Genomic DNA, 14,813 nt, shown 5'->3' with positions numbered 1-14,813 from the left:
GCTCTCTAGCGCCGATGGTAGTTGGGACCTTGTCCCTGTGAGAGTAGGACGTCGCCAAGCAACTAAAAACACAAGTCATTTGACTTGTGTTTTTTTATTTCCCATGAAATAGATTTGGTTCCATTAATAAAAAATTTGAAATATAGTAAGGGATTTTTTGAGCAGAAATACTTAGAAATTGATAAATAAATGGATAATCTTCAGAACTATAACTGCCAAGTAAGTCATACCACCAATCTGTTTCATACCTAGAAATCATGCTTAAATTATAGAGCAATAAATAATGAATGAGGAGTTCAGGTAATATTGGCTTAGGATTTCTAGGATCAGTCGTAAGTGGCAAATAATAAGTATTAGTAAGATGTTCATAGTATAAAGGAGTACTATACATAGGATTCCATGATTGAATGGGCGCTGTAAAAAGTAAATTCGATTGATTAGTCTTCTCAGGTACGTGCTGTATTGATAAATGCTTACAAGATGTTTCAATGTAACGAGAAAATCTCTCTTTAGTCATATGTAATCGATCTAGTAGGTTGACTGAAAAGGAGAGCTCATTTTTAATTGTTGAATCGATTTTATATAAAGTTGATCCTTTTTGACTATAACGAAATAAATTTTGTAATTCTGGAATATTTCCCATTAATTCTAACATGTTAAATTTTTCTGCTTCTAAGTGTTTCATGTGAAACAGTTGTTCTGCAACATGAGTAAATAATCCGTTTTTTTGTACCTTCACCTCATCTTCTAAAAATTGATACCCTTGTTTTTTTCGTTTGCGAGTTGTAACGCCATGAGCTAAAACAGTAGTGGATTCAGGATAGTTAGGGTCAATAGTTAGTAGGCATGCTTTAAAAAGTTGACTAATTCCATAAAATAACAACATTGGTTGAATGGAAAATGGAGCTGTCTTATATAATTCATAATAATTTTTTCCGTGTTCTAAGTAATAAATAAAGGGATAACAATTTTCAAAACTTTTTTTTTCGGCATCCTGAATAGAGGATTTTTCGTAACAACGGGCAAGATAACGTTGTACGTTTTGAGATGAAAAAAAGAAACTTAACTGCTGCCAAGTACAAGATGTTTGATGCATATATTACGCTCCTTTTATTGTCTAAAAATTCTAACATATATATACGTCCTTGACAGTATTTTAACCAATTGATAAGCTACTAATAATAATTTCTGGTATCATAGGGGGAACAATTATGTGGGAATCTAAATTTGTTAAAGAAGGTTTGACTTTTGATGATGTATTACTTGTACCAGCTAGGTCAGATATATTACCAAGAGAAGTAAGTGTTAAAACAGTTTTATCTGAAAGCTTACAGCTAAACATCCCGTTAATTAGTGCAGGAATGGATACAGTAACAGAAGCTGACATGGCTATTGCAATGGCTCGCCAGGGTGGTTTAGGAATTATTCATAAGAATATGTCTATTGAGCAACAAGCAGAGCAAGTTGATAAAGTAAAGCGCTCTGAAAGCGGCGTTATTTCAGATCCTTTCTTCTTAACTCCAGAACATCAAGTATATGATGCAGAACATCTTATGGGAAAATATCGTATCTCAGGTGTACCGGTTGTAAATAATTTAGATGAGCGAAAATTAGTTGGTATTATTACAAACCGTGATATGCGCTTCATCCAAGACTACTCAATCAAAATTTCTGACGTAATGACAAAAGAACAATTAATTACAGCTCCAGTTGGTACTACACTGGAAGAAGCTGAAAAGATCCTACAAAAGTATAAAATTGAAAAACTCCCTCTTGTTGATAATAACGGTGTATTACAAGGGCTTATTACAATAAAAGATATTGAAAAAGTAATTGAATTCCCAAACTCTGCTAAAGATAAGCAAGGACGCTTATTAGTTGGAGCAGCAGTTGGTGTAACAGCGGATGCTATGCTTCGCATCGATGCATTGGTAAAAGCTAGTGTAGATGCAATTGTACTTGATACAGCACATGGGCATTCTAAAGGTGTTATTGATAAGGTAAAAGAAGTTCGTGCTAAATATCCATCACTAAATATTATCGCTGGAAATGTTGCTACTGCTGAAGCAACGAAAGCACTAATTGAAGCTGGTGCAAACGTAGTTAAAGTTGGTATTGGACCTGGTTCTATTTGTACAACACGCGTTGTAGCCGGTGTTGGTGTACCACAATTAACTGCGGTTTATGATTGTGCAACAGAAGCTCGTAAACACGGCATTCCAGTTATTGCTGATGGCGGTATTAAGTACTCTGGTGATATGGTGAAAGCCTTAGCGGCAGGAGCACATGTTGTTATGCTAGGTAGCATGTTTGCAGGTGTTGCAGAAAGCCCTGGAGAAACTGAAATTTACCAAGGTCGTCAATTTAAAGTGTATCGTGGTATGGGTTCTGTCGGTGCGATGGAAAAAGGAAGTAAAGATCGTTACTTCCAAGAAGGCAATAAAAAACTTGTCCCAGAAGGTATTGAAGGACGAGTACCATATAAAGGACCTTTAGCAGATACAGTTCACCAATTAGTTGGTGGCTTACGTGCAGGTATGGGATATTGCGGAGCACAGGATTTAGAATTCTTACGCGAAAACGCACAATTCATTCGTATGTCAGGTGCTGGCTTACGTGAAAGTCATCCTCATCACGTACAAATTACAAAAGAGGCTCCAAACTACTCATTATAATGTCTTATATACAAATAGACAGAGATTTGATATCTCTGTCTATTTTTTTTTGATTATGTTAGAATAACGGTTATGTGAGTACATAGATATTGGGGGTAGCAAAAGTGAAAGGTATGTTTTGCAAAAGATTCATTGCTTTGGTAACAGTGCTTACACTAGCTTGTAGCATTTTTATGCCATATAGCAATGCATCAGCTGAAACAGGAGCCGCTTTAAACATTGAAGCAGGTGCGGCAATTTTAGTAGAAGCGAATTCTGGGAAAATTTTATATCAAAAGAATGCAGATGAATTATTATCCATTGCTAGTATGACAAAGATGATGAGTGAATATTTAGTTCACGAAGCAGTGGATAAAGGAAAACTTAAGTGGGACCAGAAAATTAAGGTTTCTGAATATGCATATAAGGTTTCACAAGATGCTTCATTATCAAATGTTGCATTAGAAAATGGTGGCTCTTATACAGTAAAAGAGTTATACGAGGCAATGGCAATCTTTTCTGCAAATGGTGCAACAATTGCATTAGCAGAAGCAATTGCAGGTAAAGAAGTAGACTTCGTAAAAATGATGAATGATAAATCGAAAGAACTAGGGTTGAAAAATTATAAATTTGTCAATTCTACAGGTTTAACGAATAAAGATTTAAAGGGAATGCATCCTGAAGGAACAACAGCGGATGAAGAAAATAAAATGTCTGCAAAGGATGTTGCAACTTTAGCACAACATTTAATTAAAGATTATCCAAAAGTGTTAGATACAGCAAAAATCCCTAAAAAAGAATTCCGTCCAGAAAAAGAGAAGTTTGCAATGTCGAACTGGAACTGGATGTTAAAGGGCTTAGTTAAAGAATATGCTGGCGTAGACGGCCTAAAAACAGGCTCAACTCCAGAGGCAGGAGATTGCTTCACTGGTACGGTTGAAAGAAACGGAATGCGTTTTATTTCTGTAGTTATTAAAACAAGTTCTCATACAGCACGTTTTGATGAAACAAAGAAGCTATATGATTATGGATTTGCTAACTTTGAAGTAAAACAAATGTATAAAAAAGGTTCTTCAGTAAAAGGACAAGAAACAGTACGAGTAGAAAATGCGAAAGATAAAGATGTAGCAGTTCAAACGAAACAAGCTATTTCACTTCCAGTGCCAAAAGGAAGTAAAGATGTTTATAAAACGGAATTAAAAGAATCAAGCAAGGGACAAGAAGCACCTATTAAAAAGGGAGCTGCGCTTGGTCAAATGGTAATTACGCCAAAAGATACAAACGACCCTGGATTTTTAACTGGTAAGTCACTGCAAGTGGATCTTGTAACAACATCTGAAGTAGAAGAAGCAAACTGGTTTACTCGTGCTATGCGCGGAATTGGTTCATTCTTTAGTGGCATGTGGAATAGTGCTGTTGATACAGTAAAAGGTTGGTTTTAAAAGCTCCTCATGATAGGAGCTTTTTTTTATTCCTATTTTTCATACCGACTTTATGAAAAAGTAGTAGACAAGCATCTGATAGTTAGTGGTAGAATGTAAGAGTATTCTTAATTTTCGCCTTTAACGGGGGAAAGCAATTCACCTAGGGGGGTTTTTGTACATGACAAATGTAACAGGGACAGAACGTGTAAAACGTGGAATGGCAGAAATGCAAAAAGGCGGCGTTATTATGGACGTAGTTAACGCTGAACAAGCAAAAATTGCAGAAGAGGCAGGCGCAGTTGCCGTTATGGCATTAGAGCGTGTACCAGCAGATATTCGTGCAGCAGGTGGCGTTTCTCGTATGGCAGACCCAACAATTGTTGAAGAAGTTATGGGTGCGGTGTCAATTCCGGTTATGGCAAAATGCCGTATCGGTCACCTTGTAGAAGCACGTGTATTAGAATCATTAGGGGTAGACTATATCGATGAGAGTGAAGTATTAACTCCTGCTGATGAAGTATACCATTTAAATAAACGTGATTACACAGTTCCATTTGTATGTGGTTGCCGTGATATCGGAGAAGCTGCACGTCGTATTGCAGAAGGTGCATCTATGCTTCGTACAAAAGGTGAACCAGGAACAGGAAACATTGTAGAGGCAGTGCGTCATATGCGCCAAGTCAATGCAGAAATCCGTCAAGTTGCGAGTCTACGTGAAGATGAGTTAATGACATATGCAAAAAATACTGGCGCTCCTTACGAAGTATTACTTGAAATTAAACGTCTTGGTCGCTTACCAGTTGTAAACTTTGCGGCAGGTGGTGTAGCAACACCAGCAGATGCAGCATTAATGATGCAACTTGGTGCTGATGGGGTATTTGTTGGATCTGGTATCTTCAAATCAGAAAACCCAGAGAAATTTGCACGTGCAATCGTTGAAGCAACGACTCATTATGAAGATTACGAACTAATTGCAAGCCTTTCTAAAGGATTAGGTAATGCAATGAAGGGTGTCGAAATTTCAACGTTATTACCAGAACAACGCATGCAAGAGCGTGGATGGTAATTAAAGGAGAACTTTAAAATGGTGAAAATCGGTGTACTAGGTCTTCAAGGTGCAGTTCGTGAGCATGTAAAATCAGTTGAAGCAAGTGGTGCAGAAGCTGTTGTTGTAAAGCGTATAGAGCAACTTGAAGAGATTGATGGTCTTATTTTACCAGGCGGTGAAAGTACAACAATGCGCCGTCTTATTGATAAGTATGCTTTCATGGAACCACTTCGTACATTTGCAAAGTCTGGTAAACCAATGTTTGGTACATGTGCAGGGATGATTCTTCTTGCGAAAACACTTATTGGCTATGAAGAAGCACATATTGGTGCTATGGATATTACAGTTGAGCGCAATGCGTTCGGACGCCAAAAGGATAGTTTTGAAGCTGCGCTTTCAATTGAAGGCGTGGGTGAAGACTTCATTGGTGTATTTATCCGTGCGCCGTATGTTGTAGAAGTAGCTGATAATGTTGAAGTGCTTTCTAAGCATGGTGACCGAATGGTAGCGGTAAGACAAGATCAGTTTTTAGCTGCTTCATTCCATCCGGAATTAACAGATGATCATCGTGTGACAGCATACTTTGTTGAAATGGTAAAAGAAGCGAAAATGAAAAAAGTTGTATAAGTAACTTGCAACTTGTATAAGATTATAGTAAATTGATGGTAACAATTTTATAAAATAAGCGTGTTGATAGGAAATAGTAACAAATGTCGTTTCTTATAGAGAGTCGATGGTTGGTGGAAATCGATAGAAACAGTTTGCGAATCCATCCTGGAATGGAATGTGGAATATCTTTTGGATTAGTAAGCATTCCCGGTGAAGAGCCGTTATTTCTACTTGAGAGGAAAGCGGTAATGCTTTCAACTAGGGTGGCAACGCGGGTTAACTCCCGTCCCTTTATATAGGGACGGGAGTTTTTTGTGTTTTATAAAATAAAAGGAGGAGTATATAATGCTTGATATTAAATTTTTACGTACAAACTTTGAAGAAGTAAAAGCGAAATTACAGCATAGAGGCGAAGATTTAACTGATTTCGGCCGTTTTGAAGAACTTGATACGAGAAGAAGAGAACTACTTGTTCAGACAGAAGAATTAAAAAGTAAACGTAACGAAGTATCTCAACAAATTTCTGTATTAAAGCGCGAAAAGAAAGATGCAGAGGCTCTAATTTTAGAAATGCGTGAGGTTGGAGAAAAAGTAAAGGATCTTGATAACGAACTTCGTACAGTTGAAGAAGACTTAGAAAGATTAATGTTATCTATTCCAAATATCCCTCATGAATCTGCTCCAGTTGGTGAAACAGAGGATGATAATGTAGTAGCACGTACTTGGGGAGAAGTGAAAGAATTTACTTTTGAGCCAAAACCACATTGGGATCTTGCTACTGATTTAGGAATTTTAGATTTTGAACGCGCTGGGAAAGTAACAGGAAGCCGCTTCGTATTTTACAAAGGTGCTGGTGCAAGATTAGAGCGTGCTTTAATTAGCTTTATGCTTGATCTTCATACTGATGAGCATGGATATGAAGAAGTATTACCTCCATATATGGTAAACCGTGCAAGTATGACGGGAACAGGACAACTTCCAAAGTTTGAAGAAGATGCATTCCGTATTGAAAGTGAAGATTACTTCTTAATTCCAACAGCTGAAGTACCTGTAACGAATATGCATCGTGATGAGATTTTAAATAAAGAGCAATTGCCTATAAGATATGCTGCATTTAGCTCTTGCTTCCGTTCTGAAGCAGGTTCAGCTGGTCGTGATACACGTGGTTTAATTCGCCAGCATCAGTTCAATAAAGTAGAGCTTGTGAAGTTCGTAAAACCAGAAGATTCTTATGAAGAATTAGAAAAATTAACAAATGATGCAGAACGCGTGTTACAATTATTAGAGTTGCCATATCGCGTTATGAGCATGTGCACAGGCGATTTAGGATTTACAGCAGCGAAGAAATACGATATTGAAGTATGGATTCCAAGCTATGGCACATATCGTGAAATTTCTTCTTGTAGTAATTTTGAAGCTTTCCAAGCGAGACGTGCAAATATCCGTTTCCGCCGTGAGCCAAATGGAAAACCAGAACATGTTCATACATTAAATGGATCTGGTCTTGCAATCGGACGTACGGTTGCAGCTATTTTAGAGAACTACCAACAAGAAGATGGTACAATTATAATTCCAGAAGTTCTTCGCCCTTATATGGGAGGAAAAACAGTTATTAAGTAAATTTAAACATTCATCGGTATGAGTGATTGGTAATTATGAGCGTTGTCAGTACTGTAATGTAGGAAGGGGAAAGTAAAATTTTCCTTTCCTCATAATTTATTTTAGTAGGGTTGACTAACTGTTTTTCTTTTGATATTATATTTGATGTCAATATGGAGGTATACCCAAGTCTGGCTGAAGGGATCGGTCTTGAAAACCGACAGGCGGCGAGAGTCGCGCGGGGGTTCGAATCCCTCTACCTCCTCCAGATATAATTGACAACAGCGCATATAAGTGGAGATTGGAGAACTCGTTACCAACACGTAACGAGTTTTTATTTTAAAACCAATCATAAAGTATGGTGTAAGGTAATTTTGTCCTTATTACACACTCATATTCCGATGATTATCTTCATAGATATGAAAGGAGTCAACATGGATCTTATTATACAAACGTTTCCTTTAGATGGAAAAACTTTATATTATGTACAATGTCCTGTCTGTAAGAACAATAGAATTTTAAACAGTGGTGCAAACGTATCACGCATTATTAGTGATGATACATTCCGTAAACTTTGTGGTTGTACTTGTGATGTAAAACAAGCTACGAGTAAAGTAGAGGCGCCAAAACAAGTTAAAAAAGCAGCTGTAAAGAAAGCGGCGGCTCCAAAACGTACAGGTAAAGTATTAACGGCAGTAATTAACGGGAAAGAAATGACTGTTAAAGAGATTGCTGAAGCATACGATATTAGTACAAGTACTGTTCGTCAGCGCATTAACGCAGGAAAACCTGAGAGTGAAATTATTGCTCCAACAAAGAAGAAGTAATTTAATAGGAAAACCCGTGCATATGCACGGGTTTTTTATTTTACAAGTTTACGTGTTTGTTTTAAAAAATGGCCAATTTTTTTAATGATTGGTTCGATTGAATCACCATCTTTTAAAATATCGTACTCATTAATATTTAAGCGTAATACAGGGCATGAATTAAAGTTGTTAATCCAGTTTTCATAACGTCCATGCATTTCTTTCCAGTACTCAATTGGTGTTTGCTGTTCCATTGGGCGCCCGCGTTCTTGAATACGATCGACAATATCATCGAAAGAACCTTCTAAGTAAATTAATAAGTCTGGATGAGGGAAGTAAGGAGTCATGACCATAGCGTCAAATAAACCTTTGTATGTTTCATAATCAGTTTCCGTCATTGTTCCTTTTTCATGATGCATCTTTGCGAAAATTCCAGTGTCTTCGTAAATGGAACGATCTTGAACAAAACCGCCACCATATTCAAAAATTCTTTTTTGTTCCTTAAATCGTTCTGCTAAAAAGTACACTTGTAGGTGGAAGCTCCAGCGAGTGAAGTCCGCATAGAACTTGTCCAAATATGGATTGGAATCTACTTTTTCAAATGATGTGCGATAACCTAAAGCATTAGCTAATGCAGTTGTCATAGTTGATTTACCCACACCTACCGTTCCGGCGATAGTGATTACTGCGTCATTGGGTATATCATATTTTTGCCTTAAATTCATTATTATTTCGACTCCTTTAAGAGAGTATTTTGAAGGGCAGATAGGATGACGTTTAAATCATCAGGATTTTTTACAAAATCCATATCGTCTCCATTAAATTTCAATACTGGTATTTCCGGATGATCTTTTTTAAAAGCATCCATTGCTGTTTCATAATCTTTTGTGAGCTGTAGTAAGTAATTTGGATCCATGTTTTTTTCAAATTCTCTTCCGCGCATGGCGATTCGTTTTTGCAATGTTTCTAGGCTAGCTGTTAAATAAACAATGACATTTGGCACAGGCATATCTTGTGTAAGGATACGATAAATTTGCATGTATTTGTCATATTGGGAGTCTTTTAATGTGCGGGATGCAAAAATTAAATTTTTAAAGATATGGTAATCCGCTACTACTGGTTTCCTTTGATTCAAATACTTTATGTTAATGTCTTCTAATTGTTTGTATCTATTACAAAGAAAGAACATCTCTGTTTGAAAACTCCATTCGTCGATGTCTTCATAGAACTTTCCTAAAAAGGGATTTTCATCAACAATCTCTTTTAGTAAGTGGAGTTGCATGTGAGTTGAAATTTCCTTCGCAAGTGAAGTTTTTCCAACACCAATTGGTCCTTCAACCGTGATAAATGGTACTCCGGTCACGCTGTTTCCTCCTTTCAATCAGTGATTTACCGTGACTACTAAAAACACAAAACAGAATTATTGTAGCACAAGAGGGAAGCGAGCGGGTTAATTTGATATAAAAAGTTAGAAAATAGATATATGTATTAATTAAATTTTATTTTGGTTGATGATGTTATAGTTGCTTTCAATGTAGTTTCCATTATTTTTAAAGCATGTATATTATCTTGGTCGTTGTTAGAGGCGATACAATCCTCTGGTACATACAATGTATAATTTCTCATATGAGCATCATTAGCTGTAAATAGAATACATATATTTCCGGCAACCCCTGTTAATATTAGATTTTCTATTTTTAAATAACCTAGTAATGAATTTAAAGGTGTTTCATAAAAAGCGGAATAATGTGGTTTAATAAAAATGTAATCATCAGAACTTGGAGCAATCTTATGGATTATGTTTTCGCTATATTCATTTGTACAATGAGTAATAAGTTGGTCGATATCAGATCTCCACAGTTGATAATGGTCATTAACGTAAATTATAGGACAGCCGAAGGATTTCATTTTTTTCTTTAATTGTAAAATAGGGTTTGTTATAATTTCACATTTTTTAGCTAGAATGGGTCCGTGGGAAAATTGAAAGTCATTAATCATATCGATAATGAGCAAGGCGGTATTTTTCATATGTAATCCCCTCTCTTTTTTCTTTTAGGGTGGATTGAATTTGTAAAAGTTATCCCCTGTGTAGTAAATGGAAATAAGTGTACTTTATTTGTAATGAAAGGACTATGTTATGGAACAAGATCAAGATATTTATTTTATGCAATTAGCGATAGAAGAAGCTAAAAAGGCAGAGGAAATACAGGAAGTACCAATTGGAGCAGTTATGGTGTTAGATGGTGAGGTAATTAGTGTTGCCCATAATTTAAGGGAAACTGAGCAGAGATCAATAGCTCATGCTGAGTTGCTAGCGATAGATGAGGCGTGTAAAAAATTAGGGACATGGCGTTTAGAAGATGCAACATTGTATGTAACATTAGAACCTTGTCCAATGTGTGCAGGTGGAATTGTTTTATCACGAGTGAAGCGAGTTGTATATGGTGCAAGTGATCCGAAGGGCGGATGTGCAGGGACATTGATGAATCTTTTAACGGATGAACGCTTCAATCATCAATGTGAAGTAGTATCTGGTGTACTAGAGGAAGAATGCGGTACGTTGTTAACAAGCTTTTTTAGAGAGCTTCGTAAAAAAAGAAAAGCAATAAAAAAATTAGAGAAGAATACTGGGAACTAACGTATTTGCATTTTATAAAGAAACAAGTTATACTGATAATGCCTTTAATGAAGGCAACCGAATATTGGTTTTAACTTTGCCGTGCTAAGCGGGGAGGTAGCGGTGCCCTATACTCGCAATCCGCTCTAGCGAGGCCGAATCCCCTCTCGAGGTTATGTTGCTGTAAGGTCTGCCTTAAGTAAGTGGTGTTGACGTTTGGGTCCTGCGCAACGGGACCCCGTGAACCTTGTCAGGTCCGGAAGGAAGCAGCAATAAGCGGGTCTTCTCGTGTGCCGCAGGAGTGCCTGAACCGAGCTAACTGCTTGAGTAACGCTTATGGTACGTAATCGACGGAGGGTGCACGGCAGTTATATATGTATACAAAACTCACCTTAATACAAAGGTGAGTTTTTTGTATAGAAAATAACTTTTGGAATCTATAAACAGAATGGGTTATAATAAATGAGATAATAACCTTTGAGGGAGGCCGTATTTTCGTGTCATACCAAGCGTTATACCGAACATGGAGACCGCAAAAGTTCGAAGATGTAGTCGGTCAAAAGCACGTGACAAAAACGTTGCAAAATGCCCTTCTTCAAGAGAAAGTTTCACATGCTTATTTATTTTCTGGCCCGAGGGGAACAGGAAAAACGACAATTGCAAAAGTATTTGCAAAAGCAATTAACTGTGAACATGCTCCGGTAGCTGAACCTTGTAATGAATGTCCTTCTTGTTTAGGAATTACACAAGGATCCATTTCAGATGTATTAGAAATTGATGCGGCTTCAAATAACGGTGTAGATGAAATTCGAGATATTAGAGATAAAGTAAAATATGCTCCAAGTGCTGTAGAATATAAAGTATACATTATTGATGAAGTTCACATGCTTTCTATGGGTGCATTCAATGCGCTTTTAAAAACCTTAGAAGAGCCGCCAGGACATGTTATCTTTATTTTGGCGACAACAGAACCTCATAAGATCCCGCCTACAATTATTTCACGTTGTCAGCGTTTTGAATTCCGAAAAATATCAGTGAATGATATTGTTGAGAGATTATCAACGGTCGTGACAAATGAAGGTACGCAAGTGGAAGATGAGGCATTACAAATTGTTGCGCGTGCTGCTGAAGGTGGTATGCGTGACGCACTTAGTCTTATTGATCAGGCTATATCTTATAGTGATGAGACCGTTACGACAGAAGATGTATTGGCCGTAACAGGATCTGTTTCTCAGCAATACTTAGGCAATTTAGTAGAATGCATACGTGAAAATGATGTATCAAGAGCATTGCAAATCATAGATGAAATGATGAGTAAAGGGAAGGATCCAGTTCGTTTTATGGAGGATTTCATTTACTATTATCGTGATATGCTTTTATATCAGACTTCACCGCAACTAGAACATATGTTGGAACGAGTAATTGTAGATGATCAATTCCGTAAGTTGAGTGAAGAAATGCAACCGGAAGTGATCTATGAGATTATTCATACCCTTAGTAAGGGACAACAGGAAATGAAGTGGACAAATCATCCGCGTATTTTCTTAGAAGTTGTTATGGTGCAATTGTGTCAACAGTTTATGATGCAAGCAAATGGTACAGATCGTTTGCAAGCAATTATGAACAGGATGCAGCAACTGGAGAAAGAGTTAGAGCAAGTTAAAAAGAACGGTGTGCCAGCTGGTGTACAACAGGAAGTAAGAGAGACACGTGCAACACCAAGACCGGTAAGAACAGGAAGTATGAAGATTCCTGTCGGACGTGTAAATGAAGTATTAAAACAAGCGAAGCGTCAAGATTTAGAACAATTAAAAGCTGTATGGGGTGAGTTGTTAGGAAGACTCAAATCATATAACAAAGTAGCGTTTGCTGTTTTACTAGAAAATAGCGAACCAGTGGCAGCTTCAGATGACACTTACGTTTTAGCATTTCAATATGAGATTCACTGTAAGATGGCGAGCGAAAATCGAGAAGCTATGGATACAGTAGAACAAGCTTTATTTGAATTGCTAAGTAAAAGGTTAAATATGATTGCCATTCCAAAAAGTGAATGGGGTAAAATCCGTGAAGACTTTTTACAACGTGAAGGTGGAGAGTCTGAAGAAAGCCCAGAGAAAAAGGGAGATCCTCTTATAGAAGACGCAGTGAAATTAGTAGGGCAAGAACTCATTGAAATAAAAGAGTAATAATAATTAGGAGGAATTAATTATGATGCGTGGCGGAATGGGAAATATGAATAACATGATGAAACAAATGCAAAAGATGCAAAAGGACATGGCGAAAGCACAAGAAGAGCTTGGTGAAAAAACAGTTGAAGGTACAGCTGGCGGCGGAATGATTACAGTTATCGCAAATGGTCACAAGCAAATTCTTGAGGTGAAGATTAAAGAAGAAGTTGTAGATCCAGAAGATATCGAAATGCTACAAGACTTAGTATTAGCTGCAACAAATGATGCACTTAAAAAGGCTGATGAGCTTTCAAACTCTACAATGGGTAAATTTACAAAAGGCTTAAACTTACCAGGTGGAATGTTCTAGGAGGATATTGATACATGCATTATCCAGAACCAATATCAAAACTAATCGATAGTTTTATGAAGTTGCCAGGTATCGGACCGAAAACAGCGGTTCGATTGGCATTTTTCGTATTAGATATGAAAGAAGATGATGTGTTAGGTTTCGCGAAAGCACTTGTAAATGCGAAGCGAGATTTAGCGTACTGTTCTGTATGCGGACATATTACTGATCGTGATCCTTGTTATATTTGTAATGATTCACATCGAGATCAATCAGTTGTTTGTGTCGTACAAGAACCGAAAGATGTAATCGCGATGGAAAAAATGAAAGAGTACCAAGGTGTATATCATGTGTTACGTGGTGCGATTTCTCCTATGGAGGGAATTGGACCGGAAGACATTAATATCCCGCAACTCTTAAAGCGACTACATGATGAAACGGTACAAGAAGTGATATTAGCAACAAACCCTAATATTGAAGGGGAAGCTACAGCGATGTATATCTCCCGCCTCTTAAAACCTACAGGCATTAAAGTAACTCGTATTGCACATGGTCTGCCAGTTGGTGGAGATTTAGAATATGCAGATGAAGTGACATTATCCAAAGCGTTAGAAGGTCGCAGAGAAGTATAAGAGGAGAAACGAAAATGTTCTTTCAAAAAAAGGGTAAATTGCGTAAAGAGTATGACGATAAGTTAATTGTACTTTTGGAAAAAGTGAAGAATGAGTGGTTACGTCAGAAGAGAATGGTCGAACAAAGTGTAGAACCGTCTCAAGATGTCATTTGTTCTTTGAAAATAGCAGAGGCGAAATATTTCTTTTTGTTGAAAGAAGCAAAGCGTCGTCCTGTAAAAATGGAACAATGGTAAAAGGTTCTGCTTTCTAAGCAGGCCTTTTTATTTTGTTTTTTAAATGCTGAGGTATTGTTTTATTTAGTTTATATAAAAGAGATGCTGCATATGATAACTGTTCTTTTTTATTGTCTTGTCCCATACAAATAGATGTATAGGTCATTCATAAGGAGGAAAAAATGAATTCTACAATTATTATTGTTGGCATTCTTACTTTAGTATTTATTTTTCTTGTTTTTGGTGTTGCCTCTAAGCCGTTACGTTTTATAGGTAAGGTGATTTTTCATGTTACTTTAGGAATAGCATTGCTTTTTATCGTAAATGTTGTAGGGACATATTTTGATTTTCATATCCCGATTAACATGGGGACAGCAGCAATAACGAGTTTGTTAGGCTTACCGGGTGTGGCAGCATTAGTGATTATTAAGCTTTATATCATGCCAAGATAAAATTATTTTGGCATTTTTTTAAAAAGTGTTGACTATTAAATGATTAATATGGTAAATTAATAAGCGTCGTCAGCAACGAAAGAAAAAAGCTGTTGACAGATTTAACGAGAAGTGTTAAATTATAAAAGTCGCTGAAACGCGATGTTGAACTTTGAAAACTAAACGAAACAAACAACGTGAAACGTCAATTTTTATTTTAGATGCTAGACAAACTAACTTTATTGGAGAGTTTGATCCTGG

Annotated in this window: 16 protein-coding genes, 1 tRNA gene, 1 other RNA gene and 1 other annotated feature; of the genes, 14 read left to right on the top strand and 4 right to left on the bottom strand. The window is 36.9% G+C overall.

Going from position 1 to position 14,813, the window contains the following annotated elements:
- Positions 1-94: 94 nt before the first annotated feature.
- On the bottom strand, positions 95-1,096 hold the full coding sequence (locus ACK1U5_RS27500) for a YaaC family protein (RefSeq protein WP_000554291.1): 1,002 nt from the start codon (positions 1,094-1,096) through the stop codon (positions 95-97).
- Positions 1,097-1,211: 115 nt separating this feature from the next.
- On the opposite strand from ACK1U5_RS27500, the gene guaB reads away from it, so the two are divergent.
- From guaB to ACK1U5_RS27465, 7 genes are all read left to right on the top strand, one after another.
- A complete protein-coding gene (guaB, locus tag ACK1U5_RS27495; RefSeq protein ID WP_000264088.1) occupies positions 1,212-2,675 on the top strand; it encodes an IMP dehydrogenase in 1,464 nt (487 codons plus the stop codon).
- Between the two features lie 113 nt (positions 2,676-2,788).
- On the top strand, positions 2,789-4,096 hold the full coding sequence (dacA, locus tag ACK1U5_RS27490) for a D-alanyl-D-alanine carboxypeptidase DacA (RefSeq protein WP_133300938.1): 1,308 nt from the start codon (positions 2,789-2,791) through the stop codon (positions 4,094-4,096).
- A 160-nt stretch (positions 4,097-4,256) separates the two neighbouring features.
- The gene (gene pdxS / locus ACK1U5_RS27485; RefSeq protein ID WP_000186165.1) at positions 4,257-5,144 is read left to right on the top strand and encodes a pyridoxal 5'-phosphate synthase lyase subunit PdxS; all 888 of its coding nucleotides are present in this window, start codon (positions 4,257-4,259) and stop codon (positions 5,142-5,144) included.
- Between the two features lie 18 nt (positions 5,145-5,162).
- Positions 5,163-5,753 (top strand): pyridoxal 5'-phosphate synthase glutaminase subunit PdxT, encoded by a 591-nt coding sequence (pdxT, locus tag ACK1U5_RS27480; protein ID WP_000238783.1) that lies wholly within the window; start codon positions 5,163-5,165, stop codon positions 5,751-5,753.
- Between the two features lie 54 nt (positions 5,754-5,807).
- Positions 5,808-6,029: a binding site (T-box leader), on the top strand.
- A gap of 51 nt (positions 6,030-6,080) precedes the next feature.
- Entirely contained in the window at positions 6,081-7,355 is a 1,275-nt protein-coding gene (serS, locus tag ACK1U5_RS27475; protein ID WP_000884186.1) for a serine--tRNA ligase, read from the top strand.
- A gap of 154 nt (positions 7,356-7,509) precedes the next feature.
- Positions 7,510-7,602: transfer RNA gene (locus tag ACK1U5_RS27470), tRNA-Ser, on the top strand.
- 166 nt (positions 7,603-7,768) lie between these two features.
- Positions 7,769-8,161 carry a DUF3797 domain-containing protein gene (locus ACK1U5_RS27465; RefSeq protein ID WP_000364196.1) on the top strand — a complete coding sequence of 131 codons (393 nt, stop codon included), beginning with the start codon at positions 7,769-7,771 and terminating at the stop codon, positions 8,159-8,161.
- 35 nt (positions 8,162-8,196) lie between these two features.
- Here the strand turns inward: ACK1U5_RS27465 and ACK1U5_RS27460 are convergent, their stop codons facing one another.
- From ACK1U5_RS27460 to ACK1U5_RS27450, 3 genes are all read right to left on the bottom strand, one after another.
- Positions 8,197-8,865, bottom strand: coding sequence for a deoxynucleoside kinase (locus ACK1U5_RS27460; RefSeq protein ID WP_001053585.1), 669 nt, complete (start codon positions 8,863-8,865; stop codon positions 8,197-8,199).
- 2 nt (positions 8,866-8,867) lie between these two features.
- The gene (locus tag ACK1U5_RS27455) at positions 8,868-9,503 is read right to left on the bottom strand and encodes a deoxynucleoside kinase (protein ID WP_000148218.1); all 636 of its coding nucleotides are present in this window, start codon (positions 9,501-9,503) and stop codon (positions 8,868-8,870) included.
- Positions 9,504-9,628: 125 nt separating this feature from the next.
- Positions 9,629-10,168, bottom strand: a complete 540-nt coding sequence (locus tag ACK1U5_RS27450; RefSeq protein ID WP_000798712.1) for an isochorismatase family cysteine hydrolase — start codon at positions 10,166-10,168, stop codon at positions 9,629-9,631.
- A gap of 109 nt (positions 10,169-10,277) precedes the next feature.
- Between ACK1U5_RS27450 and tadA the strand changes: the two genes are divergently transcribed.
- The 7 genes from tadA to ACK1U5_RS27415 all read left to right on the top strand — a co-directional run bounded on the left by tadA (position 10,278) and on the right by ACK1U5_RS27415 (position 14,573).
- Positions 10,278-10,778: a tRNA adenosine(34) deaminase TadA gene (tadA, locus tag ACK1U5_RS27445; protein WP_044585058.1), complete on the top strand. Its 501-nt coding sequence runs from the start codon at positions 10,278-10,280 to the stop codon at positions 10,776-10,778.
- Between the two features lie 79 nt (positions 10,779-10,857).
- An RNA gene (ffs, locus tag ACK1U5_RS27440) (signal recognition particle sRNA large type) lies at positions 10,858-11,122 on the top strand.
- A 132-nt stretch (positions 11,123-11,254) separates the two neighbouring features.
- Positions 11,255-12,943 carry a DNA polymerase III subunit gamma/tau gene (gene dnaX / locus ACK1U5_RS27435; RefSeq protein WP_448814847.1) on the top strand — a complete coding sequence of 563 codons (1,689 nt, stop codon included), beginning with the start codon at positions 11,255-11,257 and terminating at the stop codon, positions 12,941-12,943.
- Positions 12,944-12,968: 25 nt separating this feature from the next.
- On the top strand, positions 12,969-13,295 hold the full coding sequence (locus ACK1U5_RS27430) for a YbaB/EbfC family nucleoid-associated protein (protein WP_014894853.1): 327 nt from the start codon (positions 12,969-12,971) through the stop codon (positions 13,293-13,295).
- A gap of 14 nt (positions 13,296-13,309) precedes the next feature.
- Entirely contained in the window at positions 13,310-13,906 is a 597-nt protein-coding gene (gene recR, locus ACK1U5_RS27425) for a recombination protein RecR (protein ID WP_000559169.1), read from the top strand.
- Positions 13,907-13,920: 14 nt separating this feature from the next.
- Positions 13,921-14,142 carry a YaaL family protein gene (locus ACK1U5_RS27420; protein ID WP_000466019.1) on the top strand — a complete coding sequence of 74 codons (222 nt, stop codon included), beginning with the start codon at positions 13,921-13,923 and terminating at the stop codon, positions 14,140-14,142.
- A gap of 161 nt (positions 14,143-14,303) precedes the next feature.
- Positions 14,304-14,573, top strand: coding sequence for a pro-sigmaK processing inhibitor BofA family protein (locus tag ACK1U5_RS27415; protein WP_001089273.1), 270 nt, complete (start codon positions 14,304-14,306; stop codon positions 14,571-14,573).
- The last annotated feature ends 240 nt before the right edge of the window (positions 14,574-14,813 follow it).

The sequence above is a fragment of the Bacillus sp. XB1 genome (assembly GCF_053557995.1).
This window is presented reverse-complemented; position numbering and strand designations above follow the sequence as displayed.